This is a genomic window from Isoptericola sp. Y581 (assembly GCF_059445475.1).
This window is the reverse complement of sequence record NZ_JCAIUK010000004.1, coordinates 312,933-335,902: the sequence shown is the minus strand read 5'-3', so window position 1 is coordinate 335,902 and position 22,970 is coordinate 312,933. Positions and strand designations below refer to the sequence as shown.

At 73.1% G+C, this 22,970-nt stretch carries 26 protein-coding genes; 15 read left to right on the top strand and 11 right to left on the bottom strand.

The window, feature by feature from the left end; genetic code table 11:
- Positions 1 to 136 precede the first annotated feature (136 nt).
- The 3 genes from AC1C2W_RS10140 to AC1C2W_RS10130 are packed head-to-tail and all read right to left on the bottom strand — an operon-like array spanning position 137 to position 3,518.
- Entirely contained in the window at positions 137 to 1,369 is a 1,233-nt protein-coding gene (locus tag AC1C2W_RS10140; RefSeq protein WP_495413016.1) for a CehA/McbA family metallohydrolase, read from the bottom strand.
- Positions 1,366 to 2,172 carry a ChbG/HpnK family deacetylase gene (locus AC1C2W_RS10135; protein WP_495388739.1) on the bottom strand — a complete coding sequence of 269 codons (807 nt, stop codon included), beginning with the start codon at positions 2,170 to 2,172 and terminating at the stop codon, positions 1,366 to 1,368. The genes AC1C2W_RS10140 and AC1C2W_RS10135 overlap by 4 nt, the downstream gene beginning before the upstream one ends.
- Positions 2,169 to 3,518, bottom strand: a complete 1,350-nt coding sequence (locus tag AC1C2W_RS10130) for an MFS transporter (RefSeq protein WP_495413015.1) — start codon at positions 3,516 to 3,518, stop codon at positions 2,169 to 2,171. Before AC1C2W_RS10130 ends, AC1C2W_RS10135 begins: the two co-directional genes overlap by 4 nt.
- Before the next feature lie 172 nt (positions 3,519 to 3,690).
- Here AC1C2W_RS10130 and AC1C2W_RS10125 point away from each other — a divergent pair, with 172 nt between their 5' ends.
- From AC1C2W_RS10125 to AC1C2W_RS10115, 3 genes are all read left to right on the top strand, one after another.
- Positions 3,691 to 4,317 (top strand): TetR/AcrR family transcriptional regulator, encoded by a 627-nt coding sequence (locus AC1C2W_RS10125; RefSeq protein ID WP_495388737.1) that lies wholly within the window; start codon positions 3,691 to 3,693, stop codon positions 4,315 to 4,317.
- A 63-nt stretch (positions 4,318 to 4,380) separates the two neighbouring features.
- Positions 4,381 to 5,151: an ABC transporter ATP-binding protein gene (locus AC1C2W_RS10120; protein ID WP_495388736.1), complete on the top strand. Its 771-nt coding sequence runs from the start codon at positions 4,381 to 4,383 to the stop codon at positions 5,149 to 5,151.
- Positions 5,148 to 5,882: an ABC transporter permease gene (locus AC1C2W_RS10115; protein ID WP_495388735.1), complete on the top strand. Its 735-nt coding sequence runs from the start codon at positions 5,148 to 5,150 to the stop codon at positions 5,880 to 5,882. Before AC1C2W_RS10120 ends, AC1C2W_RS10115 begins: the two co-directional genes overlap by 4 nt.
- A gap of 68 nt (positions 5,883 to 5,950) precedes the next feature.
- Here AC1C2W_RS10115 and AC1C2W_RS10110 read toward each other — a convergent pair whose 3' ends face one another.
- Positions 5,951 to 6,622 carry a potassium channel family protein gene (locus AC1C2W_RS10110; protein ID WP_495388734.1) on the bottom strand — a complete coding sequence of 224 codons (672 nt, stop codon included), beginning with the start codon at positions 6,620 to 6,622 and terminating at the stop codon, positions 5,951 to 5,953.
- A 36-nt stretch (positions 6,623 to 6,658) separates the two neighbouring features.
- Entirely contained in the window at positions 6,659 to 8,047 is a 1,389-nt protein-coding gene (locus tag AC1C2W_RS10105) for a TrkH family potassium uptake protein (protein WP_495388733.1), read from the bottom strand.
- Positions 8,048 to 8,111: 64 nt separating this feature from the next.
- On the opposite strand from AC1C2W_RS10105, the gene AC1C2W_RS10100 reads away from it, so the two are divergent.
- Positions 8,112 to 9,287, top strand: a complete 1,176-nt coding sequence (locus AC1C2W_RS10100; RefSeq protein WP_495413014.1) for an acetoin utilization protein AcuC — start codon at positions 8,112 to 8,114, stop codon at positions 9,285 to 9,287.
- Positions 9,288 to 9,407: 120 nt separating this feature from the next.
- Here the strand turns inward: AC1C2W_RS10100 and AC1C2W_RS10095 are convergent, their stop codons facing one another.
- Positions 9,408 to 9,848, bottom strand: coding sequence for a hypothetical protein (locus tag AC1C2W_RS10095; RefSeq protein WP_495388731.1), 441 nt, complete (start codon positions 9,846 to 9,848; stop codon positions 9,408 to 9,410).
- 507 nt (positions 9,849 to 10,355) lie between these two features.
- Between AC1C2W_RS10095 and AC1C2W_RS10090 the strand changes: the two genes are divergently transcribed.
- Positions 10,356 to 10,454, top strand: coding sequence for a 30S ribosomal protein bS22 (locus AC1C2W_RS10090; protein WP_003792170.1), 99 nt, complete (start codon positions 10,356 to 10,358; stop codon positions 10,452 to 10,454).
- A 143-nt stretch (positions 10,455 to 10,597) separates the two neighbouring features.
- On the opposite strand, the gene AC1C2W_RS10085 is transcribed toward AC1C2W_RS10090, so the two are convergent.
- Positions 10,598 to 11,401, bottom strand: a complete 804-nt coding sequence (locus tag AC1C2W_RS10085; protein WP_495388730.1) for an HAD family hydrolase — start codon at positions 11,399 to 11,401, stop codon at positions 10,598 to 10,600.
- Positions 11,402 to 11,436: 35 nt separating this feature from the next.
- Between AC1C2W_RS10085 and AC1C2W_RS10080 the strand changes: the two genes are divergently transcribed.
- Entirely contained in the window at positions 11,437 to 11,715 is a 279-nt protein-coding gene (locus AC1C2W_RS10080) for a glutaredoxin family protein (protein WP_495413013.1), read from the top strand.
- Between the two features lie 18 nt (positions 11,716 to 11,733).
- Positions 11,734 to 12,402 carry a redox-sensing transcriptional repressor Rex gene (locus tag AC1C2W_RS10075; protein ID WP_495388728.1) on the top strand — a complete coding sequence of 223 codons (669 nt, stop codon included), beginning with the start codon at positions 11,734 to 11,736 and terminating at the stop codon, positions 12,400 to 12,402.
- Positions 12,403 to 12,513: 111 nt separating this feature from the next.
- Here AC1C2W_RS10075 and AC1C2W_RS10070 read toward each other — a convergent pair whose 3' ends face one another.
- Positions 12,514 to 13,062, bottom strand: coding sequence for a YceI family protein (locus tag AC1C2W_RS10070; protein WP_495388727.1), 549 nt, complete (start codon positions 13,060 to 13,062; stop codon positions 12,514 to 12,516).
- Between the two features lie 102 nt (positions 13,063 to 13,164).
- Here AC1C2W_RS10070 and AC1C2W_RS10065 point away from each other — a divergent pair, with 102 nt between their 5' ends.
- The 6 genes from AC1C2W_RS10065 (at position 13,165) to ccsB (ending at position 18,708) form a co-directional block, all read left to right on the top strand.
- Positions 13,165 to 13,740, top strand: a complete 576-nt coding sequence (locus AC1C2W_RS10065; RefSeq protein ID WP_495388726.1) for a MarR family winged helix-turn-helix transcriptional regulator — start codon at positions 13,165 to 13,167, stop codon at positions 13,738 to 13,740.
- A 61-nt stretch (positions 13,741 to 13,801) separates the two neighbouring features.
- The gene (locus AC1C2W_RS10060) at positions 13,802 to 14,446 is read left to right on the top strand and encodes a histidine phosphatase family protein (protein ID WP_495413012.1); all 645 of its coding nucleotides are present in this window, start codon (positions 13,802 to 13,804) and stop codon (positions 14,444 to 14,446) included.
- Positions 14,446 to 15,150, top strand: a complete 705-nt coding sequence (locus AC1C2W_RS10055) for a TlpA family protein disulfide reductase (protein ID WP_495388724.1) — start codon at positions 14,446 to 14,448, stop codon at positions 15,148 to 15,150. The genes AC1C2W_RS10060 and AC1C2W_RS10055 overlap by 1 nt, the downstream gene beginning before the upstream one ends.
- Entirely contained in the window at positions 15,150 to 15,932 is a 783-nt protein-coding gene (locus AC1C2W_RS10050; protein ID WP_495388723.1) for a cytochrome c biogenesis CcdA family protein, read from the top strand. The genes AC1C2W_RS10055 and AC1C2W_RS10050 overlap by 1 nt, the downstream gene beginning before the upstream one ends.
- Positions 15,932 to 17,728, top strand: a complete 1,797-nt coding sequence (gene resB / locus AC1C2W_RS10045) for a cytochrome c biogenesis protein ResB (protein ID WP_495413011.1) — start codon at positions 15,932 to 15,934, stop codon at positions 17,726 to 17,728. Before AC1C2W_RS10050 ends, resB begins: the two co-directional genes overlap by 1 nt.
- 2 nt (positions 17,729 to 17,730) lie before the next feature.
- Complete coding sequence (gene ccsB, locus AC1C2W_RS10040) at positions 17,731 to 18,708, top strand: c-type cytochrome biogenesis protein CcsB (protein WP_495413010.1); 978 nt, start codon at positions 17,731 to 17,733, stop codon at positions 18,706 to 18,708.
- A 10-nt stretch (positions 18,709 to 18,718) separates the two neighbouring features.
- Here the strand turns inward: ccsB and AC1C2W_RS10035 are convergent, their stop codons facing one another.
- The gene (locus tag AC1C2W_RS10035; protein ID WP_495388720.1) at positions 18,719 to 19,075 is read right to left on the bottom strand and encodes a PLD nuclease N-terminal domain-containing protein; all 357 of its coding nucleotides are present in this window, start codon (positions 19,073 to 19,075) and stop codon (positions 18,719 to 18,721) included.
- Positions 19,076 to 19,131: 56 nt separating this feature from the next.
- On the opposite strand from AC1C2W_RS10035, the gene AC1C2W_RS10030 reads away from it, so the two are divergent.
- Positions 19,132 to 19,413, top strand: a complete 282-nt coding sequence (locus AC1C2W_RS10030; protein ID WP_495388719.1) for a DUF4229 domain-containing protein — start codon at positions 19,132 to 19,134, stop codon at positions 19,411 to 19,413.
- Between the two features lie 134 nt (positions 19,414 to 19,547).
- Here AC1C2W_RS10030 and AC1C2W_RS10025 read toward each other — a convergent pair whose 3' ends face one another.
- Together AC1C2W_RS10025 and AC1C2W_RS10020 are read right to left on the bottom strand one after the other, a co-directional pair.
- Positions 19,548 to 20,417, bottom strand: coding sequence for a 1,4-dihydroxy-2-naphthoate polyprenyltransferase (locus AC1C2W_RS10025; RefSeq protein ID WP_495413009.1), 870 nt, complete (start codon positions 20,415 to 20,417; stop codon positions 19,548 to 19,550).
- Positions 20,418 to 20,470: 53 nt separating this feature from the next.
- Positions 20,471 to 21,679, bottom strand: coding sequence for an AMP-binding protein (locus tag AC1C2W_RS10020; protein ID WP_495413008.1), 1,209 nt, complete (start codon positions 21,677 to 21,679; stop codon positions 20,471 to 20,473).
- Positions 21,680 to 21,787: 108 nt separating this feature from the next.
- Here AC1C2W_RS10020 and AC1C2W_RS10015 point away from each other — a divergent pair, with 108 nt between their 5' ends.
- On the top strand, positions 21,788 to 22,900 hold the full coding sequence (locus AC1C2W_RS10015; RefSeq protein ID WP_495388716.1) for a DUF3048 domain-containing protein: 1,113 nt from the start codon (positions 21,788 to 21,790) through the stop codon (positions 22,898 to 22,900).
- Positions 22,901 to 22,970 lie beyond the last annotated feature (70 nt).

The following is a 22,970-nucleotide window of genomic DNA, read 5'->3' as shown; positions in this document are numbered from 1 at the left end:
CCGTCCTGAGCCTGTCGAAGGGTCGAGACCACGAACCGGGTTTCGACAGGCTCAACCAGCGGGCTCGACCAGCGGGCTCGACCAGCGGGCTCGACCAGCGGGCTCGACCAGCGGGCTCAACCAGCGGGGGCGGCGGTCAACGGGTGATCGCCAGGATCTCGCCGGTCGGGCTCTCCAGCCGGAACGGCCCGCGGCCGGCGCGGTCGGCGGGCAGCACGACGCGGTCGCCGTGCAACCTCCGCCGCCGGCCGTCGACGTCGCCGAGCACCGTCCCGTCGGCCGCGAGCGCGACCAGGTCGTCGCCGAGGCGCACGAGGGCGGGGGCGTCGGGGCCGGGCCGGGTGATCGCGGTACGCCCGGCCCGCACGCCGTCGAGGATCGCCTCGGCGCTGCGGTCCGCGGCGGCGACCCAGGTGACCGGCGTGCCGGGCAGGTAGCCGTGGCGGGGGTGGTGGTAGTCGCTGCCGCCCAGCAGGGTCGCGTCGTCGCGCCACCGGGACAGCAGGGTCCAGGGGGCGGTGGCCCGCGGCTCGCGAAACCACGTGACGTGCCAGAGTTCGAGCGCGTCCGGGAGGGCGGCCAGCGGGTGCTGCCACGCCCACTCCTCCTGCAGCGGGTGGTTGACGCTCAGCACGCCGCCGCGCTCCGCGACGGTCGAGACCCAGCGGTCGGGGTGCTCGCGGAAGTCGACCCAGCCGATGTCGCCGAACGCGTTCGCGTGCCCGCGGGCGGTCGTGACCTCCTGGCCGGGCAGCAGGGTGATGCCGTGCGCGGCGCCGACCCCGGCGAGCAGCGGGTGGTGGGAGACGGTGTTGTGCTCCGTGACCGCGAGGAAGTCGAGCCCGTTGCTGACGGCCAGCGCCGCCAGCTCCCCGAGGGACTGCTCGCCGTCCGAGTGGGTCGAGTGCGCGTGGAAGTCCCCGGCGAACCAGGTGAGGCCGTCGGAAGCGGGCAGCCCGCGCGCGCTCGCCCGGGGCGCGTCCGGTCGCGGCTCGCCCGCGGGCTCGGGCGGCACCGGCGACGACGGCGACGACGCAGGCAGCTCGACCGTGACACGCACCTCGATCGGCTCCACCGGCAGCCGGTACAGCCCGAGCTGCACGCGCCACTCGCCCGGCTCGAGCTCGCCCGGGACGTAGCCCGGGGTCGCGGCGTCGCGCTCGACGACGAAGCTCCGCTTCGAGCCGCCCGACCACCCGCGCCACCCCGCGGGCCCCTCCAGACCGAGGTCGACGACGGCGGCGTCCCGGTCGTAGTCCAGCGTCACCTCGACGCTCGGCTCGCCGCCGACCTCGAACGCGACCGTGCGCAGGTCGTCGGCGAGCAGGTCCTCGAGCCCGAGGCGCAGCGTCCGCTCCAGGCGCGTCACGACGACCACCCGGCGACGAGCTCGACGCCGGCGCGCTCCAGGGCTGCGTGCCAGGCGGGGTCGCGCAGCAGCCGCGCCTCCCAGGCGCGGACGGTGCCGGTGGTGGACGGGTGCAGGAACAGCTCGCTCACTCCTTCGGGAAGGTCGCCCAGGCGGGCGACGAGGTCGGCGCGCAGCGCCTCGTAGCCGCCGAGGGCGACGGCGTCGCGCCGGTTGGTCCAGATCGTCGCGGGCAGGGGCACGCCGAGCCGGTCGGCGAGTGCCACGGCGCGGGCATGCTGGTCGGCGAGCGGCGGGGGCAGGGGGCCGCCGATGTACGGGGCGGGATCGCGGGGCAGCCGGAACGCGAGGCCGTGCCGGGCGCACCAGGTGAGGGCCTCGGCGAGGAACGACCGCCCGTGCAGCCCGTAGAGGGTGCCGGCGTGGGAGTCCGTCGCGACCGGGCTCAGCCCCCGGTCATGCATCCACGCGAGCTGGGCGTCGAGCTCGGCCGCGACGTCGGCGGTCTCGGCGCGGGCGCCGACCTCCCCCGGGTCGTCGGGGAGCGCGCCGTCGGGCCCGACGAGGCTCGCCCCCGGCGAGAGGGGACGCCAGGGCGGCAGCCCGCGCTCGCCGCTGAGCGTGAGGTGCAGGTGCGGGGCGACCCCGGCCTCGCGCGCCCGGCGGGCGGCGGCGTCGGAGCCCGGCGCGACGGGGATCAGCGTGGTCGCGGTGACGTGCCCCGCGGCGGCCAGCTCGAGGACGACGTCGGTGCTGGCGTCGTCCCGGCCGAGGTCGTCCGCCGTGATGACCAGGCCCCTCATCGCGCGCCCTCCTCGGTCGGCACGCGGTCGGCCGGCGGGGCGGGGACGGTGACGAACCGGGACGCGACGGCGCCGATCGTGGTGAGCACGAACGGGTAGACGCACAGGTACATGCGGAACGCGAGGCCGGGATCGTCACCCGGCTGGGCGCCGGAGTTGTAGCCGAAGAACACTCCGAGCGACGTCAGCGCCAGCCCCGTCACGATCCCGTTGAGGCGCCCGAAGAAGCCGAACGCCGAGAGGAACAGGCCCTCGCGGTGCTCGCCGTGCACGGCGGCGTCGGAGTCGAGCACGCGGGCCACGACGAGGTCGTTGGTGGCGAGCATGCCCGACCAGCCGGCGCCGACCACCGCCCCGGCGACCATGGCGGTGACCAGGCTGTCGGCGAAGAACAGCCCGGCGAAGCTCACCGCGAGCACGGCGTAGGCCACGCGCCACGTCCACAGGGCCCCGCGCCGGGCGACCACCCGGGTCCAGACGGCGAGCCCGCCCGCCGCCACGAGGATGACGACGGCCTGCAGGAAGAGGGCGTTCGTCACCGCGAGCCCCAGCGAGTACCGCACGTACAGCTGCACGCCCGTGAGCACCAGCCCCATCGCCACGGCGTAGCAGGCTCCGACGAGCCCGACCTTCCAGAACAGCGGGTTGCGCAGGATCGCGACGATCCCCGACCAGAGGGCGGGCCTCCGGTCGGTGGCGTATCGCGGGTTCTCGCGGACCCCCAGGGCCATGAACACGATGACGGCGCACGCGACGGCCCCGTACAGCACGGCCGTGGTGGTGAAGCCCTCCGTGCTCTCCTCCGTGCCGAAGACGCCCGTCGTCAGCAGCGGCGTGACGGCGAGCGAGATCACGAGCGCGACGAGCTGGAACCCCTGCCGCAGGCCGTTCGCGACGGCGCGCTTGCGCTCGACGGGGAACAGCTCGGGCAGCAGGGCCCCGTAGTTCGCGTTGAGCACGGAGTCGAACGCCTCGCACAGGATCGCGAAGACGGCGAACCAGAGCACGAGCCGGGCGCCGTCGAGCCCGGTTGGCACGGAGAACAGCGCGATCATGCTGGCGGCGAGCAGCGGGGCGGCGACCAGGAGCCACGGGCGCCGCCGGCCGAACCGGGTGCGGGTGCGGTCCGACAGGTAGCCGAGGACGGGGTTGTCGATCGCGTCGATGACCGCGTAGATCGTCATGACGAGGCCGTAGGCCCGCACGTCCAGGCCGAGGATGTCGACGTAGTAGAGGATCACCGACCCCTTGACGAGGTTGATCGGGATCGACGTGCCGAGCATCCCGATCGCGTACCGCCAGGGCGGGGTGCGCGCCCCCTCGCCCGCGGGCCTGCTCGTGCTCACCATCGCCTCCGTCTCACCATCGCCCCCGTCTCACCATCGCCACCGTGCCGTAGGAGTGACCGCCGCTGTGTGCCGCTGTGTGCCGCTGTGTGCCGCTGTGTGCCAGGTCACACCGTAGGGCAAGGGGCCGACGGCGCGGCCCCGCCGCGGTCGTGCTGGCACGATGACCCTTGTGCCCCCGACACCAGCCCACCCCGGTCGTCGCGGCCGCCGGCCCGCAGGCCATGACACCCGCGAGCCGGTGCTCGCCGCCGCCCGCGCGGAGTTCGCGGAGCGCGGCTACGAGGCCTCGTCGGTCCGCTCCGTGGCCCGGCGCGCCGGCGTGGACCCGGGCACGGTGCGGCACTGGTTCGGCGACAAGACCCACCTGTTCACGGCCTCGCTCGGGCTCGCGGACATCGACCCGGCGGCGATCGTGCGGACCGTGGTGGAGGGTGGCCCCGCGGAGAGCCTGGGGGAGCGGCTCGTCCGGTCGGTGGTCGAGCTGTGGGACGCGGACTACGGCGAGACCGTGCGCCTCGTGATCCCGGCGGTCATGGCCGACCCGGGGCTGCGCGCGCTGCTGCCGCAGTTCCTCGGCGCGGAGCTGCTCGGCCCCATCGTGCGGCGGCTCGACGTCGCGGACGCGCCACTGCGGACGGGCCTGGTCGCGTCGCAGATGGCCGGGGTGCTCATGACGCGCTACCTGGTGCCGATCGAGCCGCTCGCGTCGCAGCCGCCCGCGCGGGTCGCGGCGCTCGTCGGACCGACGCTGCAGCGCTACCTCACCGGGGCGCTCCCCTCTGACGGGGCGAACTGACGGGACGGACTGAACCGCCGTCCACCATTGCGTTCCTCGCCCGCGGGGAGCAGAATTCTTCACATGGTGAATAACGACGCCGCCGGCGACGCGGTCAGAGCCCGCGGGCTCCGGGTCGAGCGCGGCGGCAGACGGATCATCGACGGGCTCGACGTCGCGGTGCCGGCCGGCCAGGTGGTGGGGCTGCTCGGCCCCTCCGGCTCGGGCAAGACGACGCTGATGCGTGCGGTCGTCGGCGTCCAGTCGCACGTCTCGGGCGAGGTGACGGTGCTCGGCGAGCCCGCCGGCTCGGCGGGGCTGCGGCGTCGCGTGGGCTACGTGACCCAGGCCGCCTCGGTGTACACGGACCTCACGGTGGCGCAGAACCTGCGCTACTTCGCCCGCCTCGCGGGCCTGCCCGGGGCCGGGGCGGAGGCGGCCGCACAGCGCGCCGTCGCCGTCGTCGACCTGGGCGGGCACGAGAGGCAGCGGGTGGGCACCCTGTCCGGCGGGGAGCGGTCGCGGGTGTCGCTGGCCGCCGCGCTCGTCGCCGACCCGGAGCTCCTCGTGCTCGATGAGCCCACCGTCGGCCTCGATCCCGTCCTGCGCCGCGACCTGTGGGCGATGTTCCGCCGCCTCGCCGCCGACGGGCGCACGCTGCTCGTGTCCAGCCACGTCATGGACGAGGCCACCCAGTGCGACCGGCTGCTGCTGCTGCGCGACGGCGCCCTCGTGGCCGACACCACGCCGTCCGACCTCCTCGCCACCACCGGGGCGCCGGACGCCGAGCGCGCGTTCCTCGCGCTCATCGAGCAGCAGAGCTCGCCCTCGACGACAGGGGAGGGATCCCGATGACGCTCACGACCGGCCTCACGATGACCACCGCGAGCCGGGTGCTGGCTCAGCTCCGGTTCGACCGCCGCACCGTGGCCCTCATCCTCGTGCTGCCGTGCCTGCTGCTCGGCCTCATCGCGTGGATGTTCGACGGCACGCCCGTGCTCGACCAGTTCGGCCCCATGCTCGTGGGTCTCTTCCCGCTCATCGTGATGTTTCTGGTGACGAGCGTCGCCACGCTGCGCGAGCGGCAGTCCGGCACGCTCGAGCGGCTCATGACCACCCCGCTGCGCAAGGGCGACTTCGTGGCCGGCTACGCGCTGGCCTTCGCGGCGCTCGCGCTGCTGCAGTCGGTCGTGGTGGTGGGCTTCGCGCTCGCCGTCGGCATGGACGTGCTCGGCCCTCTGTGGCTCGTCGTCGTGGTGGCCATGCTCGACGCCGTGCTGGGCTGCTGCCTGGGGCTGGCGGCGTCCGCGCTGGCCCGCAGCGAGTTCCAGGCCGTGCAGATGATGCCCGCCGTGATCTTCCCGCAGCTCATCACCTGTGGGCTGCTCATGCCGCGCGACCAGATGCCCCAGGTGCTCGAGTGGCTCTCGCGCGTCTTCCCCCTGACGTACGCCGTGGAGGCGATGCAGACTCTCGCCGCCGGCGGCGAGTGGGGGGACGTCGCCGGCGCGGTCGGCGCGATCGCGCTGTTCATCGTCGGCGCCGTCGCCCTCGGCGTCGCCACCCTGCGTCGCCGCACCGCGTGACGTACATCGCTGGGTTGAGCTGGTCGAAACCACCTCAGGGTTTCGCCAGGCTCGACCAGCGGGGTGGCTCAGGGGCGCCCGGAGAACCGCTCCAGCAGGTCGGCGTGACCCGAGCACACGAGGAGGTCGTTGGCGCTCACGCGGGTCTCGGGCGTGGCGTAGGCGAACTCGACCCCGGGCGACTTCACGCCGATCACGGTGACGCCGTACCGCTTGCGGATGTCGGACTGCGCGAGGGTGAAGCCCTGCATCTCCTTGGGCGGGCGCATCTTCACGATGGTGAAGCCGTCCTCCACCTCGATGTAGTCGAGCATCTTGCCGCTCACCAGGTGCGCGACGCGCGAGCCGGCGTCCGCCTCCGGGTACACCACGTGGTGGGCGCCGATGCGGGTGAGGATGCGGCCGTGCTCGGCCGAGACGGCCTTGGCCCAGATCTGCGGGGTGCCGAGGTCCACCAGGTTGGCCGTGATGAGCACGGACGCCTCGAGCTCGGTGCCCACGCCGACCACCGCGACGCCGAAGTCCTTGGCGCCGAGCTGGATCAGCGCCTCGGCCTCCGACGCGTCCGCCTCCACCAGCGGAAGGCGTCCCGACCACTGCGCGACCAGGCGCTCGTCGCGCTCGACGGCGAGCACGTCCTGGCCCAGGCGGTCGAGCGTCGTCGCGAGGGCGGAGCCGAAGCGGCCGAGGCCGACCACGAGCACGCCCGCCTCGCGCGGGGGAGCCTTCTTCTCGGGCACGGCGGGTCCTTCCTGTAGCGGGTCAGCCTGTGGCGGTCAGCCGACGATCGGCCGCTCCTCGGGGAAGCGTACGATGCGCCGCCGGTCGCGCAGGGCCAGGGCACCCATCAGCGAGATGACTCCGACGCGGCCGACGAACATCACCCCGCAGAGCCAGAACTTGGCCGGGTCCGGCAGGTCGGCCGTGATGCCCGTGGACAGTCCGACGGTGGCGAAGGCGGAGATGACCTCGTAGAGCACCGCGGAGAGCGTGAACTCGGTCATCCGCAGCAGCGCCAGGCTCGAGACGAGGACGACTGTCGCGCCCACGAACACGACCGCGATCGACAGCCGCAGGGTGTCACGGGGGATGCGCCGGCCGAACGCCTCGGTGTCCTTGTCACCGCGCGCCTCGGAGAAGATGGCGAGCAGCATGACGGCGAGGGTGGTGACCTTGATGCCGCCGGCGGTGGACGCCGAGCCGCCGCCGACGAACATCAGCGCGTCGGTGACGAGCCAGGTCTCCTGCGACATCTCGTGGACCTCCACGCTGCTGAACCCGCCGGAGCGCGGCATCACGGACGCGAAGATCGACGACAGCACCTTGGTGGTGAAGCTCTGGGAACCGAACGTGCTGGGGTTGTTCCACTCGAGTGCGCCGATGACCAGGGCGCCGCCCACGAGCAGCGCGAGGCTCGTCGTCACGGTCAGCTTGGTGTGCAGCGACAGCGACCGCACCCAGTGCTCGCGACGGCGGCGGTGCGTGATGACGTTGAGGATGACGGGGAAGCCGAGCGAGCCGATGAACACGCCGAGCGCGATCGGCATCAGCACTAACCAGTCGGACGCGAACGGCAGCAGCCCGTGCGCCGTCGGGACGAAGCCGGCGTTGTTGAACGACGACACCCCGTAGAACAGGGCGTGCCACGCCGCCTGGCCCGCCGGGTCGCCCAGCGCGAGGAAGCGCGGGAACAGCAGCAGCGCGATGCACACCTCGATCGAGGTGGCCGTGACGATGATCGTGCGCAGCAGCGCGCCGACCTCGCCGAGCCGCTCGGTCTTGGTCTCCGACGCGGTGAGCAGCTTCTGCGTGAGGCCGAGTCGGCGTGACATGGCCAGGCCGAGCAGCGAGGCGAGCGTCATCACTCCCAGGCCGCCGACCTTGATGCCCACGAGGATGATGACGCGCCCGAACTCGGACCAGTACGTCGCGGTGTCCACCACGACGAGGCCGGTCACGCACACGGCGGACGTCGCGGTGAACAGTGCGTCCACGAAGGATGCGCTCTTGCCGGACGCCGTCGCCCAGGGGGTGAGCAGCAGCAGCCAGATCACCGTGATGACGGCCGCGAACACCGTCATGGCGAGGCGGGCGGGGTACTCGCGTGCAGCCCGGTTCGCCCACCCGCGCAGCGTGAGCGCGCGACCGCCCCACCTCGTCGGCACCCTGTCCCCTCTCGCCCCTCAGTCGCTGGCCACAGCCTGCCACGCCGTGGGCTAACGTGACGGGATGCGTGTCGCCCGGCTGCTGTGGAGCCCTGAGCTCCTGGCCTACGACTTCGGCCCCGGGCACCCTATGGCGCCCGCTCGCCTCGACCTGACGATGCGCCTCGTGACCGAGCTCGGGCTGCTCGACGAGCCCGGCCTCGAGGTGGGCGACGTCGCACCGGCCACCGACGCGGTCATCGAGTCCGTGCACGACCCCGAGTACGTCGCCGCGGTGCGTCGCGCGGCAGCGACGGGCGCCCCAGACCCCCTGCGCGGGCTCGGCACCGAGGACGACCCCGTGTTCTCTGCGATGCACGAGGCCGCGGCCCGGCTGGTGGCGGCGTCGGTGGACGCGGCAGAGTCCGTGTGGTCCGGGCGCGTGGCGCACGGCGTCAACATCGCCGGCGGCATGCACCACGCCCAGCGGGGCGCGGCGTCGGGGTTCTGCATCTACAACGACGCGGCCGCGGCGGTGCAGCGGCTGCTCGACCTCGGCGCCGAGCGCGTCGCGTACGCCGACCTGGACGCGCACCACGGCGACGGCGTCGAGGCGATCTTCTGGAACGACCCGCGGGTGCTCACGGTCTCGGTGCACCAGGACGGCCACACCCTCTTCCCGGGCAGCGGCAACGCCGGGGACACCGGCGGCACGGCGGCGCAGGGCACCGCCGTGAACGTGGCGCTGCCGCCCCGTACCGACGGGCCGCACTGGCTGCGGGCGGTGGACGCCGTCGTCCCGGTGGTAGTGCGCGAGTTCCGGCCGCAGGTGATCGTGTCGCAGCACGGGTGCGACGCGCACGGCAACGACCCGCTCACCGACCTGAACGTGGGCGTCGGCGCGCAGCGCGTCGCCGCCCGGTGGGTGCACGAGCTCGCGCACGAGCTCGCCGACGGGCGGTGGGTGGCGCTCGGCGGCGGCGGGTACGCGGTGGTGGACGTCGTGCCGCTGGTGTGGGCGAGCCTCGTCGCGGAGGCGGCGCACGTGCCGCTGGCGCCCGGCCTTCAGCTTCCCGAGTCCTGGCGCCGGGAGGTCGAGGAGCTGTCCGGCCTCGACCCGGCCGAGCGCCTCGGCAGCGGCGATCCCGAGTGGCATCCCTGGGCCGAGGGCTACGACCCCGCCGATCACGTCGACCGCGCGATCCTTGCGACGCGCAAGCACGTCTTCCCAACATGGGGCCTGGACCCGTACCGCGACTAGGGTCTGTTTCAGAACCCCCGGCGCCACAGCCCCAAACTGACCGATTCTGAGCGCGTCAGTATCGGGTCCTGGAGGTTTCGAAACCTCTCTCAGCCTGCAAGTTCCCGGCCGTGCGTGCACCTACGCGCTCTCGCCTGCGATCGTGAGTTCGTTGGAGCGGACAACGGCACCCTCGTTCTCCGTGATCTCGACAGTCAGCACAGCACCATCAGGAACGTCGTCGGGCACCGCTACTTGCATCTGAAACACGCCCGAGTCCGTCGCAACGAGCTCATCAGCAACCTTCGGCGCGGGCCGTGCCTCCCTGTCGACGAAGAGTTGCGCCTCCGTGATTCGCATCGGCCGCTCCGAGTCACCAGTTCCGGTGTCGTCGCAGCCAACCACCATTGCGGTGCCTTGGAGCGTCACAAGCTCACCCGGGGCGGCCGCTTGCTTGGACCATGAGAGCTCGGGTGCAGCGCAGGAGGCGGACCCCGCGGGATCATCGCTCGCGCAGCCGGTCACCGTCGCCAGAACTATCGCACCGACCGCGGCTGCCGTCAGCGAGCCCCCATGCCTCATGGTCGGACAGTCTGCCACCAGCAAAGCACGCTGGCCGAGGGTCTGCCGGGCTTCGTGTCCATCCTTGACCCGGCCTACGGTCAGCGCCATGCGTTGCGACGGCGGGCCGCTTGCCCGGGCTCAGGTAAAGGTCGAAGCGCCGCGCCCAGTCCCTCGCGGCGGCTCGACCGCCACTGCCCGCTGCGCAACAGGCGGCAACCGACGTCGCCTACCACCCGGAGGGAGGCTCGAGCGACGCGGACAAGCTGGCGCTCCTGGCGTCCGCGAACGTGCGCACCCGGGCGCGGCGTCCGGGACCGGGGGAAGCCTCAGTTCCGGACGCAGGTGATCGTGTCGCACCGCCGCCCGGTGGGTGCACGAGTCCCGACCCGGATCAGGCCGGTCCGGCGGCCCCGTGTCATCGGGTACCCTGGGAGACGGACTTTTTCGCGTTGGTCGGCTGCGTCTGGAGACAGGCCCCGTGGGACCAACCGTGCTCCACCTACCGACCAGCATTGTGAGGACCTCATGGGCTCCGTCATCAAGAAGCGCCGTAAGCGCATGGCGAAGAAGAAGCACCGCAAGCTGCTTCGCAAGACGCGTCACCAGCGCCGCAACAAGAAGTGACGTCGCCCCCGCCGGTAGGCGGGGCGGCACGCACCGAGCCCGGACCCTCCTCGAGGGTGCCGGGCTCGTCGCGTCTCATCACCGCCGGTTGAGCCTGTCGAAACCCAGATCGGGGTCTCGACAGGCTCGACCGGCGACCGTGGTCAGCGACCCTGCAGGCGGCGGCTGATGCTGCGCAGCACCAGGCCGACCACCCAGGCGGCGCCGGCCCAGGACGCCGTCTTCATGCCGCGCCCGGCCACCCGCCGTCCGCGGCCGCGGAACTCGCGGATCGGCCAGCCCACCTCCTTGGCGTGCCGGCGCAGCCGCGCGTCGGGGTTGATGGGGCACGGGTTCCCGACGGCGCGCATCATCGGCAGGTCGTTGAGCGAGTCGCCGTACGCGTAGGAGGCGCTGAGGTCGATGCCCTCGCGCTCGGCGAGCTCGCGCACCGCGGCGCCCTTGGCCTCGCCGTGCATGAGGTCGCCGACGAGCCTGCCGGTGTAGAACCCGCCTGAGTGCTCGCCCACGCTGCCGAGGCATCCCGTGGCGCCGAGGCGGCGGGCGATGAGCCCGCCGATCTCCACCGGGGTCGCCGTCACGAGCCACACCTGGTCGCCCGCGGCGAGGTGCTCGTCGAGCAGGCGCTTGGTGCCCGGGAAGATGCGCAGCTCCAGGACGGTGTCGTAGACCTCCTCGCCGACGGCGGTGATCTCGGCGACGGAACGGCCCGCGATGAGCGACAGCGCCCGGCTGCGTACCGACTCGATCTGGGTGCGCGACTCGCCGAAGATCACGTACTTCGCCTGGATGAGCGCGAAGCGCACCAGGTCGCGCGTGCCGAAGAAGCGCCGCTGATACAGGGCGCGGGCCAGGTGGAACGCGCTCGCGCCGCGGATGATCGTGTTGTCGACGTCGAAGAAAGCTGCTGCGCGCACCGGTGGTGACGACTCGGTGGGCGACGACATGCGGCCCACTGTATCGGCGCGGATACGCTGTGCTCGTGAGCAGTCCGCAGGGATCCGTCGACGAACCCCGAGTGCTGCTGTACACACGCGACGGATGCCACCTGTGCGAGGAGGCTCGGGCGGTGGTCGCGGACGTGTGCAGGGCGGCCGGGGAGGCATGGCGCGAGGTCGACATCGACGTCGACGACGTGTCGGGAGACGGTGACCTGGTGGAGAAATACGGAGACTACGTGCCCGTCGTCAAGGTGGACGGCGTGCAGCAGGGCTTCTGGCGGGTGGACGGCGCGCGGTTGGCGCGGCGTCTCGCGTCCTAGCCCGAGAAGGGAAACGGTGTGATCGAGCTCGGTGAGGCGACGGTGCCGGCGGCAACGGTGGCGCGGCTTCCGTACTACCTGCGCGCCCTGCGTGACCTGGCGGAGGCCGAGGTGACGACGACCTCGTCGTCGGAGCTGGCGGAGCGGTCCGGGGTCGGGTCGGCGCAGCTGCGCAAGGACCTGTCGTATCTGGGGTCGTTCGGCACGCGCGGCGTGGGCTACGACGTGCAGTCCCTGGCGCACTACATCGCGACCGCGCTGGGGTTGGAGTCGGAGCACCGGCTGGCGATCGTCGGCATCGGCAACCTGGGGCACGCCCTCGCGAACTACTCGGGCTACGCGGCCCGCGGGTTCCAGGTGGTCGCGCTGCTCGACGCCGACCCGCGCGTCGTGAGCGGTACCGCGGCGGGGCTGACGATCGAGCACGTGGACGCGCTGGAGGACGTGCTGGCGCGCACCGGCGTGTCGATGGTCGTGCTGGCGACGCCGGGGCCCGTCGCGCAGGGGATCGCGGAGCGGATCGTGGGCTGCGGCGTGCGCGAGATCCTCTCGTTCGCGCCGGTGGCGCTGCAGCTTCCCGACGACGTCGTCGTGCGCTCCGTGGACGTCGCCGGCGAGCTGCAGATCCTCGCCTTCCACGCCGCCGCCCGCGCGGCCACGAACGGAACGCCCAACGCGCCGAGATAGAGAAGGCGGACCCGCGAGATAGAGAAGCCGGGACGCGACCCCAGCCGGCTGGGGTCGCGTCCCGGCTTCTCTATCTCGCGGGTCCGCCTTCTCTATCTCGGCGGAAGGAGGTCAGTCCTGCTTGATGGCCGACACGTCGAGGGCGATCTTGACCTTGTCGCCCACGAGGACGCCGCCGGTCTCGAGCGTGGCGTTCCAGGTGAGGCCGTAGTCCTTGCGGGAGATCTCGATCTCGGACTCGAAACCGACGCGCGCGTTGCCGTCCGGGTCGGTCGCGGTGCCGGTGAACTCGATGGGCAGCTCGACGGTGTGGGTGACGCCATTGATGGTGAGGTCGCCGGTGATCGCGTAGTCGTCACCGTCGGTGGTGATGGCCTTCGAGGCGAAGGACCAGACCGGCTTCTCCTCGGCGTGCCAGAAGTCGGCGCTCTTCAGGTGGCCGTCGCGGCGCTCGTCGCCGGTGCTGACCGACGCGGCGTCCAGCTCCGCGTTGACGGCCGACGACTCGAGGTCGTCGCCCACGGTGATCGTTCCGGACGAGATCGCGATCGTGCCGCGCACCTTGGCGATCCCCGCGTGGCGCACCGCGAAGGACGCGGAGGAGTGGGCGGAGTCGATGGCGTAGGTGCCGGTGGTCAGGCCTGTGGGCAGCGCGGTCATGGTGTCTCCTCGGGGTCGGTCGTGCTGGCGATGTCACCAAGATAGTTGAGCGATCAACTATCTGTCACAGGGTGGAACGCCCTCGTCTCGTAACCTATTCCCGTGAGTGGGACGACGAGAGCGCGGCGGCGCGACGACGCGGACGGGCGCTGGCTGGACGAACAGCAGCAGTGGGAGTGGCGGCGGTTCCTCGAGGGGACGTCGCGATTCTTCGAGGCGCTCGGTGACGCGCACGACGAGGGCATGCCCGTGACCCTCGGCGAGTACCACCTGCTGGTGCAGCTGTCCGAGACGCCGGAGCGCACGCTGCGGATGTCGGCGCTCGCGGACTTCCTCGCACTCTCCCGCAGCCGGCTCACCCACGCCGTCGACCGGATGGAGTCGCGCGGCCTTGTGGTGCGCACCCCCGTGCCCGGCGACCGGCGCGGGGTCAACTGCGGTATGACGGACGCCGGGTACGCGGCGCTCGTCGACGCGGCCCCGGGACACGTCGCCGCGGTCCGGCGGCTGCTCGTCGACGTCCTCGAGCCCGCGGAGATGGAGGTGCTCGGGCGCGCGATGGCGAAGGTCGCGGCCGTCGCCAAGGGGCTCGACCCGGACGAGGTGCTCGCCACCGAACCGGGCGCCGCGGCGCCCGTCGCGGCCTCTTCCGGCGACATGCTCGACGCGGGGGCGTGAGCGCGGTCACGCCTCGCTGGACGGGACCTGAGCACGCCGTCCGTCTGGGACACTGGTGGGCATGGCCATCACCACCGTCCATCTCGTGCGGCACGGCGAGGTTCACAACCCGGACGGGGTCCTCTACGGGCGCATCCCCGGCTATCGGCTGTCCGAGCGCGGTCAGGCGATGGCGCGTCGCGTGGCGGACCACCTGTCGGGCACCGGTCGGGACATCGTCGCCGTCGTCGCCTCCCCGCTGCAGCGCGCGCAGGAGACCGCCACCCCGACCGCCGAGGCCTTCGGCCTCGACCTCGCCACCGACGACCGACTCGTCGAGGCCGGCAACCACTTCGAGGGCACGACGATCGGCAGCAACCCCGCGCAGCTCGCCCACCCCCGTTACTGGCGGTTCCTGTGGAACCCGGTGCGCCCGTCCTGGGGCGAGCCGTACGCCGACCAGGTCACGCGCATGCGCGCCGCCGTCGACGACGCGCGGCGCGCGCACGAGGGGCACGAGGTGGTGCTGGTCAGCCACCAGCTCCCGGTCTGGCTCACGCGCCGCTCGTACGACGGCCGCTCCCTGGCGCACGACCCGCGCCGCCGCGAGTGCGCCCTGGCGTCGCTGACGTCCCTGCGATTCGACGGCGAGACGTTCGTGGGCCTGCACTACAGCGAGCCGGCGGCCGACCTGCTCGCCGGCGCCGACCCCGTGCCGGGGGCGTGATGCGCAGCACCACGACCCCGCGCTCGCTCCGGCGGGCGGCAGCGGCGGCGGGCGCGCTCGTCGGCCTCACGCTCCTCGCCGGGTGCGGTGCGGAGGGCTCGGGGGCGGGCGACGTCGTCGGGCAGGGCTTCGTCTCGGGCGACGGCTCCGTGAAGCAGTGGGACGCGGGCGACCGCGACGACGCCGTGACCGTGCGGGGCACCACCTTCGAGGGCGACGACGTCAGCACCGACGACTGGCGTGGCGACGTCGTGATCGTGAATACCTGGTACGCCGGGTGCGCGCCGTGCCGGGCCGAGGCGCCCGACCTGGTCGAGCTCGCGAACGAGCGCGAGGCCGACGGCGTGCGGGTGCTCGGCATCAACACCGAGGACGAGGCGGGCGCCGCCACGGCGTTCCAGCGCACCTTCGACGTGCCCTACTCCTCGATCGAGGACCGCAGTGGTCAGGTCGTGGCGAAGCTGTCCGGTGTCGTGCCCCTGCAGGCCGTACCGTCCACCGTCGTGCTGGACGCCGAGGGGCGCGTCGCCGCCCGCGTCATCGGGCAGGCGGACGCCTCGACGCTCGACGCCATCGTCGACGAGGTCCTCTCCGAGGATGGCGAAGCTGCAGCGGAGGGTGCGGGCCGAGGTACGAGGAACGCGCCCGAAGCGGAAGCGCAGGCATCCTCGGCGAACGGCGCAGAGGACGACGAGGACGCCTGATGGGTGACACGTTCGCTGCCACGGCGTTCAGCGGCTCGATGCTGCTGGCGCTGCCGGTGGCGCTGATCGCGGGCCTGGTGTCGTTCGCGTCGCCGTGCGTGCTGCCGCTGGTGCCCGGGTACGTCGGATACGTGAGCGGCATGGCCGCCGCGTCGGCGGGGTCGGGGGCAAAGGGGCGCCCCGGGATGCCGCCGCAGGTCCCGGCGCGCCGCCGCGTCGTCGCCGGAGTCGGCCTGTTCGTGCTCGGCTTCACCGCGGTGTTCGTGGCGCTGATGGGCGCCGCGGGCGCGCTCGGCTCGTACCTGGTGCAGTGGGAGGACACGATCATGCGCGTCCTCGGCGTCGTCGTGATCCTCATGGGCCTGGCGTTCCTCGGCACCGTCCCGTTCCTCCAGCGCGAGCGGCGCATGCACCTCAGCCCCCGCGCGGGCCTGTGGGGCGCGCCGCTGCTCGGGGTCGTCTTCGGCCTCGGGTGGACGCCGTGCATCGGCCCCACCCTGGCGGCCGTGCAGGCGCTCTCGCTCGAGGAGGCGTCGGCCGCGCGTGGCATCGTGCTGGGGATCGCGTACTGCGTCGGGCTGGGCGTGCCGTTCCTGCTCGTGGCTCTCGGCCTCCAGTCCTCGCAGCGCATGCTCGGCTTCCTGCGCGCGCACCGCCGGGGCATCCAGCGCGCGGGCGGCGCTCTGCTGGTGGTGGTCGGTCTCGCGCTCGTGAGCGGCCTGTGGGCCGCGTGGATCAGCCAGCTCCAGGGCTGGATCGGCGGATTCGGGACGGTGGTGTGATGAGCGAGAAGGCGACCTACCGACCCGAGGGCATCCACGACGCGTTCACCGAGGGCCGCGCGGATGAGCCCTCGACCGCCGAGGAGATCCCGACCACCGGCGGCGGCGCGACGAAGCCCGACGGGCGTTCCTCGAACCTGCCGTCCCTCGGCTGGCGCGGCACGCTGCGCTGGACGTGGCGACAGCTCACGAGCATGCGGGTGGCGCTGATGCTGCTGATGCTGCTCGCGGTCGCGGCGGTGCCGGGCTCGGTGCTGCCGCAGCGCAGCCAGGACGCCGCGGCGGTGCTGGAGTACCTCGGCGACCACCCGACGCTGGGCGAGTGGCTGGACCGGCTCGGCTTCTTCGAGGTCTACAGCTCGGTCTGGTTCTCCGCCATCTACCTGCTGCTGTTCGTGTCGCTGGTGGGCTGCATCGTGCCGCGGACGCTCGCGCACGCCCGCAACTTGCGCCGCCGTCCGCCGAAGACGCCGGCCCGCTTCGGGCGGTTCCCCGCCACGGCCACGGGCACCTCGACCGCGTCGCCGGACGCCGTCGTCGATGCGGCCGCCACCCACCTGCGCGGCCCGCTGCGCCGGCTGCCCACCTTCCGCGTCGACGTCGGCGCCGAGGAGGCGCGCCGCGGCCGACCGGCCACCCGCACCGTCGCCGCCGAGCGCGGGTACCTGCGCGAGTCCGGCAACCTGATGTTCCACCTCGCGCTGGTGGGCCTGCTCGTCTCGGTGGCGCTCGGCCAGCTGCTGCACTACCGCGGCCAGGCGATCGTCACCGAGGACCGTGGCTTCGCGAACGCCGTCGTCGACTACGACACCTTCGACAAGGGCGCGTGGTTCCGCCCGGCCTCGCTGTCGCCGTTCTCGATGACCCTCGACTCGTTCGACTCCGAGTTCGCGTCGGACACGGTCGCGTTCGCCCAGGCGCGCGACTTCACCGCGCACGTCACCGTGACCGAGCCGGAGGGCGCGGAGCACGCCGAGCAGATCAAGGTGAACCACCCCCTCACGGTGGACGGCGCCAAGATCTACCTGCAGGGCAACGGCTTCGCCCCGGAGATCACGGTGAATGACGCCGAGGGCCAGGTCGCGTTCTCCGGCCGGGTGCCGTTCCTGCCCGAGGACACGATGTACACCTCGCGCGGCGTCGTGAAGGTGCCGGACGTCTCGGGTGGCCAGGAGCAGATCGGGCTCATCGGGTACTTCCTGCCCACCGCCGTGGTCGACGAGGACGGCTCCGCCCGGTCGGTCTTCCCGCAGCCGAACGACCCGCTCCTGGTGCTCGAGGTGTACCGCGGCGACCTGGGCCTGGACGCGGGCGTGCCGCAGAACGTGTACCGCCTCGACACCGCCAGCCTCACGCCGTCCGTCGACGAGGACGACCAGACGATCAAGCTGCTCGTGAAGCCGGGGGAGACCATCGATCTCCCGGACGGCCTCGGCACCGTCACCCTCGGCGAGGAGGTGCCCCGCTACGTCGCGCTCGACCTGCGGCACGACCCGTCGCTCGCCTGGGTGCTGACCTTCGCCCTGGCCGCCCTCACCGGGCTGGCCGTCTCCCTGTTCACGCCGCGCCGGCGGGTGTGGGTGCGATCATGGGGGGCCACGGACGACGACGGTCGGCCCGTGACGCACGTCGAGCTCGCCGGGCTCGCGCGTGGGGACGACGCCGGCCTGCAGCGCGAGGTCGACAAGGCCTTGGCCGCGGTGCCCGACCTGGTCGACGAGGCCGGCCCGCAGGGCGACGACCACAGGACCGGCCGGCCCGGACCACACAGCACCACCACCGCCACGGAGGACTGACCATGCAGATCGCCGAACTGAGCGTGCTGCTCGTCTGGGGCGCCGCGACGGCGCTGACCATCGCGCTCGTCGCGTTCGCCATCGATCTGGGCCGCCGCACGGAGCAACGGGCGGACGCCCGCGCCGAGGCGCGCACGCCCGTGGCGGTCGGCGCCGACCGCCCGACGACGTCCGTGCCGGCGGGTACGGGCGACGAGCCCGCTCCCGTGCGCCGTCGCGCGGCCGGGATCGCCATGTCCACCACCTGGCTCGGTACGGCGATGCTGCTCGTCGCGATCGTGCTGCGCGGCCTCGCGGCCGGGCGCACGCCGTGGGCCAACATGTACGAGTTCACGCTGGTGGGCTCGTTCATGGCGCTCGCCGTCTTCCTCGGCATGAACGTGCGCAAGGACTTCAAGTTCCTCGGCCCGTTCGTCACCGGCCTGGCCGTGCTGTTCCTCGTGCTCGGCCTCAACGTCTTCTACGTCGCTGCCACGGGCGTGCAGCCGGCGCTGCAGAACTACTGGCTCGTGATCCACGTGGGCGTGGCGATCAGCGCCACCGGCATCTTCACCGTCGCGTTCGTCTCCTCCGTGCTGCAGCTCGTGCGCGACAGCCGCGACTCCGGCTCCCCGTACCTGCAGCGCCCCGGCTTCCGCTGGCTCGACCGCGTGCCGACGCCCACCTCGCTCGAGGCCCTGTCGTTCCGCCTCAACTCCGTCGGCTTCGTGCTGTGGACGTTCACCATCATCGGCGGCGCCATCTGGGCCGAGCACGCCTGGGGCCGCTACTGGGGCTGGGACCCCAAGGAGGTCTGGAGCTTCGTCATCTGGGTCGTGTATGCGGCCTACCTGCACGCCCGCACCACGCGGGGGTGGGACGGGCGCCGCGCCGCCTGGTTCGTGATCGTGGGCTACCTGTGCGTGCTGTTCAACTTCACCGGCGTGAACCTGATCTTCAACGGCAAGCACTCGTACTCCGGTCTCACCACCGACGCCTGAGCCCGACCGATCAGTGGGCTTCGCCGGTGCCGCCGCCGTCGCGCTCACGTCGGCGCTTCTCCTGCTCGAGGCGCCACATGAACTCCGGGTCGTCGTCCGGCGCGACCGGGCCCGAGGGGCGGCGAGGGCCGGAGGGACGCGGGCGGCCGGGCCGGGACGAGGGCCCACGGCCGCCGGGTGCCTTGCGGCTGCTCTGCTTGACGACGATCCATGCGATCGCGCCGAACACCGGCAGTAGCACGATGATCACGGCCCACAGCCACCGCGGCACGCCTCCGCGCTCCTCTTCGTCAGACCCGGCGAGGTCGAGCAGGGCGTAGAGGGCGAGCCCCACGACGAGCAGGGGCAGAATCACGCGCGCGAACATGCCTCCAGGCTAGTCCCGTGGCGGGGTCACGTCGGAATCGCGCCTACCCTGGAGACGTGCCTCTCGTCCTGTACACCGTCTGGCGGATCCTGCTGTTCGTCGCCGCCCTCGGGCTCGGCGTCCTGCTCGGCATGGGCAGCTGGTTGCTCGTCCTGTTCGCCCTGGTGGTCGCATTCGCAGTCTCCTACCTTGCGCTGCGCAAGCCGCGCGACGCCGCCGCCCGCTGGCTGGCCGAGAAGGAGCAGCGGCGCAAGGACAGCAAGGGCGGCCGAGCCGCGCACGACGCGGACAGCGACTACGAGGACTCCGTCGTCGACCGGGACAACCCCGCTGGTTGAGCCGGAGCCTGTCGAAGGGTCGAGACCGGGTCTCGACAAGCTCGACCGACGAAACCTCAGGACGAGCTCGACCGACGAAACCTCAGGACGAGCTCGACCGACGAAACCTCAGGACGAGCTCGACCGACGAAGCCTCAGAGCGACAGGCCCAGCGCCAGGAGCACCCCGTAGGCGAGCTCGAACATGCCCGTGCCGGCGAGCACGCGCACGAGCAGCGGCCCCCGCGCCCCTGCGATGACCGGGGCCACGAGCAGGACGCCGGGCAGCAACAGCACGGTGACCAGCAGCGACCAGGGCGCCCAGGCCGCGCAGACCATGCCCAGCACCACCGGCAGCAGGATGCAGGCGGCGTACCAGCGCCGCGCCTGGTGGTCGCCGAGGCGCACCGCCAGGGTGCGCTTGCCGGCGACGACGTCGGTCGGGATGTCGCGCACGTTGTTGACCATGAGCAACCCGCACGCGATCAGGCCCACGCCGACCGCGCCCAGCACGGACGGCCACGTGAGCCGGTCGGCCTGTGTGTACGTGGTGCCGAGCGTCGCGATGAGGCCGAAGAACACGAAGACGCCGACCTCGCCCAGCCCCGCGTAGCCGTACGGGTGCTTGCCCCCCGTGTAGAACCAGGCGGCGAGCACGCAGAGCACCCCGACGGCGAGCAGCCACCAGTGCCCGCTCACCGCGCACAGCGTGAGCCCCAGCACCCCCGCGACGCCGAACGACGCGAACGCGGCGGCCCTGACCCGGCCCGGGCTCGCGATCCCCGACGCGGTGAGCCGCAGCGGGCCCACCCGGTCGACGTCCGTGCCGCGGACGCCGTCGGAGTAGTCGTTGGCGTAGTTGACGCCCACCTGGAGGGCGAGCGCGACGCCGAGGGCGAGCACGGCAGGGAGCCAGGCGAACGCGTCGACCTGAGCCGCGGCCCCCGAGCCGATCAGGACCGGGGCGGCCGCCGCCGGGAGGGTGCGGGGGCGGGCTCCGGCGATCCACTCGCTGCTCGTGGCCATGGTTCTCCGTGCTTCGGTCGGTGGTGGTCTGTCGGTGATCGGTGCGAGCGGGCTCAGCCGCGCGCCTCGTGCTCGCGGACGAGGGCGACGACGCCGGCCCGGTCCACCTTGCCCGGCCCGCGCAGGGGCAGGGCGGCCGTGCGGTACGCGCGACGGGGGGCGGACGGCGCTCCCAGCCTAGTCGTCGCGGCGGCCCGGACCCGCGCCAGGTGGGATGGCTCCAGCGGGGTCAGTGCGTCCTCCGGCGACTCGGAGGTGACGACGGCGACCAGGGCCTGTCCCCATTCCGGGTCGGGGATGCCGACGACACACGCCTCGCCGCCGAGCAGCTCGCCGAGCAGCGCCTCCACCGGTGCGGGGGCCACGTTCACCCCGCCGGTCACGACCACGTCGTCGGCCCGGCCGAGCACGTGCAGCGTGCCGTCGGGGTCGAGGCGGCCCAGGTCGGAGGTGCGGAACCAGCGGCTGCCGTCGGGGTCCGTCCGGAACGCCGCCGCCGTGGCGGCCTCGTCCCCCAGGTACCCCGCGGCGAGGGTGGGGCCGCCCAGCTCGACGACCCCGGTGCCGCCGGCACCGCCACCTGTAGCGGCCCCGGCGACGCGTACCCTCACGTCGCGCAGGGGCGCGCCGTCGTACACGCAGCCGCCTGCCGTCTCCGACATGCCGTAGGTCGTGACGACGCGCACGCCGGCCTCCGCCGCCCGCGCCAGCAGGGCCGGCGTCGTCGCCGCGCCCCCCACCAGCACGGCCGAGCATCGTGCGAGCGTCGCCAGGCCTCTCGGCGCGCCGCCCCGCGCGGCCTCGAGCACGCGGTGCAGCTGGGTGGGCACCAGCGAGACGTACACGGGCTCGCGGGCCCCCGCACCGACCGGGTCGACCGCCGGCCCGAGCAGGTCCGCGAGGCCGCCCGGCGTGAACCGGGCGTCCGGGTCGGCCACGACGAGCTCGGTGCCGGCCAGCACCGAGCGCACCAGCACCTGCATGCCGGCGACGTGCGTGGGCGGCAGCGTCAGCACCCAGCGCCCCGGCCCGCCGAGGCGTTCGTGCGTCGCCTCCGCGGAGGCCCTCAGCGCGTCGGCGGTCAGCGCGACCTCGCGCGGCGTCCCCGTCGAGCCCGAGGTGCGCACCACGAGCGCCGTGCCGGGGGGCAGCGGGCCCGTCGTCGTGCGGGGGAGGGGGACGACGGCCGGGCCGCCGTCGAGCGCCCGCCGCACGGCGTCGCGGAGCGCGCCGGCGGTCGGGACGAGTTCACGGTCGGGCACCGCACCAGGGTAGGTCCGCGGGGCCGGAGGCCTGTCGTAGGGTGGGGCGGTCTCGGCCCGGGAACGGGGCGTGTCGTTCGTCACGAGGACGTCGAGGAGGACGCCTGGATGCCCACACCACCCGGATCTCCGGCCCGCGGCGCCCGCCGCCGGCCCGCCGCCGTGCTCGTCGCGCTCGCGCTGCTGGTCACCGCCGGCTGCGGGGTCGGCGAGCCCGCCGCCCCGCCGACCGTGACCGCCGCGCCCGACGTCGCCGCCTCGAAGTCGACGCCCCCGGACCCGGTGCTCCCTGAGCCGAAGGCGAAGCCGAAGCCCGTGGTGTGGCCGCTGAACGGCCGGGCGACCGGCACGAAGAAGGTCCCGGCCCGGCCCGCCGTCGCCGTCAAGATCGAGAACTCGGTGCAGGCGCGCCCCCAGAAGGGGCTGCAGCAGGCGGACATCGTGTGGGAGCAGGTGGTCGAGGGCGGCATCACCCGTTACGTGGCCGTCTACCAGTCGAAGCTGCCGACCACCGTGGGGCCCGTCCGGTCCGTGCGGCCCATGGACCCCGCGATCGTGGCACCGATGCGCGGCATCCTCGCGTACTCGGGCGGGCAGCCACCGTTCATCCGCGCGGTCGGCAAGGCCAAGGTGCAGTCCGTGACGATGGACAGCGGCGACCCGGGGTTCCGGCGCAGCGGCGACCGGGCGGCGCCGCACAACGTCTACGGGTCGGTCAAGACCTTCGCGAAGCAGGCGAGCAAGACCCGGGCCACCCCGCCGCCCGCGCAGTTCTCCTACGGGTCGAAGGTCGGGCGCGGCAGCGCGGCGAAGAACGACCGTCGCGGGCACGTGGCCGACGTGCGGCTCTCACCGGCCCAGCGCACCGTCTGGCGGTGGAAGGCGAAGACGAAGACCTACGCGCGCTACGACGGGTCGACGCCCTCGATCTCGTCGGGCTCGCAGCTCAGGGCCCGCAACGTGCTGGTCCTGTCGGTCGCGATGAAGAACACGAAGTACAAGGACCCGAGCGGCGCCCCGGTCCCCGAGACGCAGATGGTCGGCAGGGGCAAGGGTGTGCTGCTCACGCGCGGCAAGGCCCTCAACGTGGTGTGGTCGAAGGCCAAGTCGGGCAAGAAGCTCGTGCTCGAGACCCGTGGGGGAGACCCCGTGAGCCTCGACCCGGGCAACCTGTGGGTGGAGCTCGTGCCGCGCGGGACCGGGTCGTGGCGGGTGAGTTGACGCCGGATCGGGGCCGGCCCGGCATACGGTGACCGCGTGTGATCGCGTGCACCCGACTCCGGGAGGACCC

What these genes read in the sequence shown, in the direction of transcription:
- AC1C2W_RS10120 (WP_495388736.1), top strand. Translation starts at nt 4,381, where the DNA reads ATGGTGAATAACGACGCCGCCGGCGACGCGGTCAGAGCCCGCGGGCTC.
- AC1C2W_RS10015 (WP_495388716.1), top strand. Translation starts at nt 21,788, where the DNA reads ATGCCCACACCACCCGGATCTCCGGCCCGCGGCGCCCGCCGCCGGCCC.
- AC1C2W_RS10095 (WP_495388731.1), bottom strand. Translation starts at nt 9,848, where the DNA reads ATGAGGCATGGGGGCTCGCTGACGGCAGCCGCGGTCGGTGCGATAGTT.
- AC1C2W_RS10070 (WP_495388727.1), bottom strand. Translation starts at nt 13,062, where the DNA reads ATGACCGCGCTGCCCACAGGCCTGACCACCGGCACCTACGCCATCGAC.
- AC1C2W_RS10085 (WP_495388730.1), bottom strand. Translation starts at nt 11,401, where the DNA reads ATGTCGTCGCCCACCGAGTCGTCACCACCGGTGCGCGCAGCAGCTTTC.
- AC1C2W_RS10060 (WP_495413012.1), top strand. Translation starts at nt 13,802, where the DNA reads ATGGCCATCACCACCGTCCATCTCGTGCGGCACGGCGAGGTTCACAAC.
- AC1C2W_RS10090 (WP_003792170.1), top strand. Translation starts at nt 10,356, where the DNA reads ATGGGCTCCGTCATCAAGAAGCGCCGTAAGCGCATGGCGAAGAAGAAG.
- ccsB (WP_495413010.1), top strand. Translation starts at nt 17,731, where the DNA reads ATGCAGATCGCCGAACTGAGCGTGCTGCTCGTCTGGGGCGCCGCGACG.
- AC1C2W_RS10035 (WP_495388720.1), bottom strand. Translation starts at nt 19,075, where the DNA reads ATGTTCGCGCGCGTGATTCTGCCCCTGCTCGTCGTGGGGCTCGCCCTC.
- AC1C2W_RS10025 (WP_495413009.1), bottom strand. Translation starts at nt 20,417, where the DNA reads ATGGCCACGAGCAGCGAGTGGATCGCCGGAGCCCGCCCCCGCACCCTC.
- resB (WP_495413011.1), top strand. Translation starts at nt 15,932, where the DNA reads ATGAGCGAGAAGGCGACCTACCGACCCGAGGGCATCCACGACGCGTTC.
- AC1C2W_RS10115 (WP_495388735.1), top strand. Translation starts at nt 5,148, where the DNA reads ATGACGCTCACGACCGGCCTCACGATGACCACCGCGAGCCGGGTGCTG.
- AC1C2W_RS10055 (WP_495388724.1), top strand. Translation starts at nt 14,446, where the DNA reads ATGCGCAGCACCACGACCCCGCGCTCGCTCCGGCGGGCGGCAGCGGCG.
- AC1C2W_RS10135 (WP_495388739.1), bottom strand. Translation starts at nt 2,172, where the DNA reads ATGAGGGGCCTGGTCATCACGGCGGACGACCTCGGCCGGGACGACGCC.
- AC1C2W_RS10050 (WP_495388723.1), top strand. Translation starts at nt 15,150, where the DNA reads ATGGGTGACACGTTCGCTGCCACGGCGTTCAGCGGCTCGATGCTGCTG.
- AC1C2W_RS10100 (WP_495413014.1), top strand. Translation starts at nt 8,112, where the DNA reads ATGCGTGTCGCCCGGCTGCTGTGGAGCCCTGAGCTCCTGGCCTACGAC.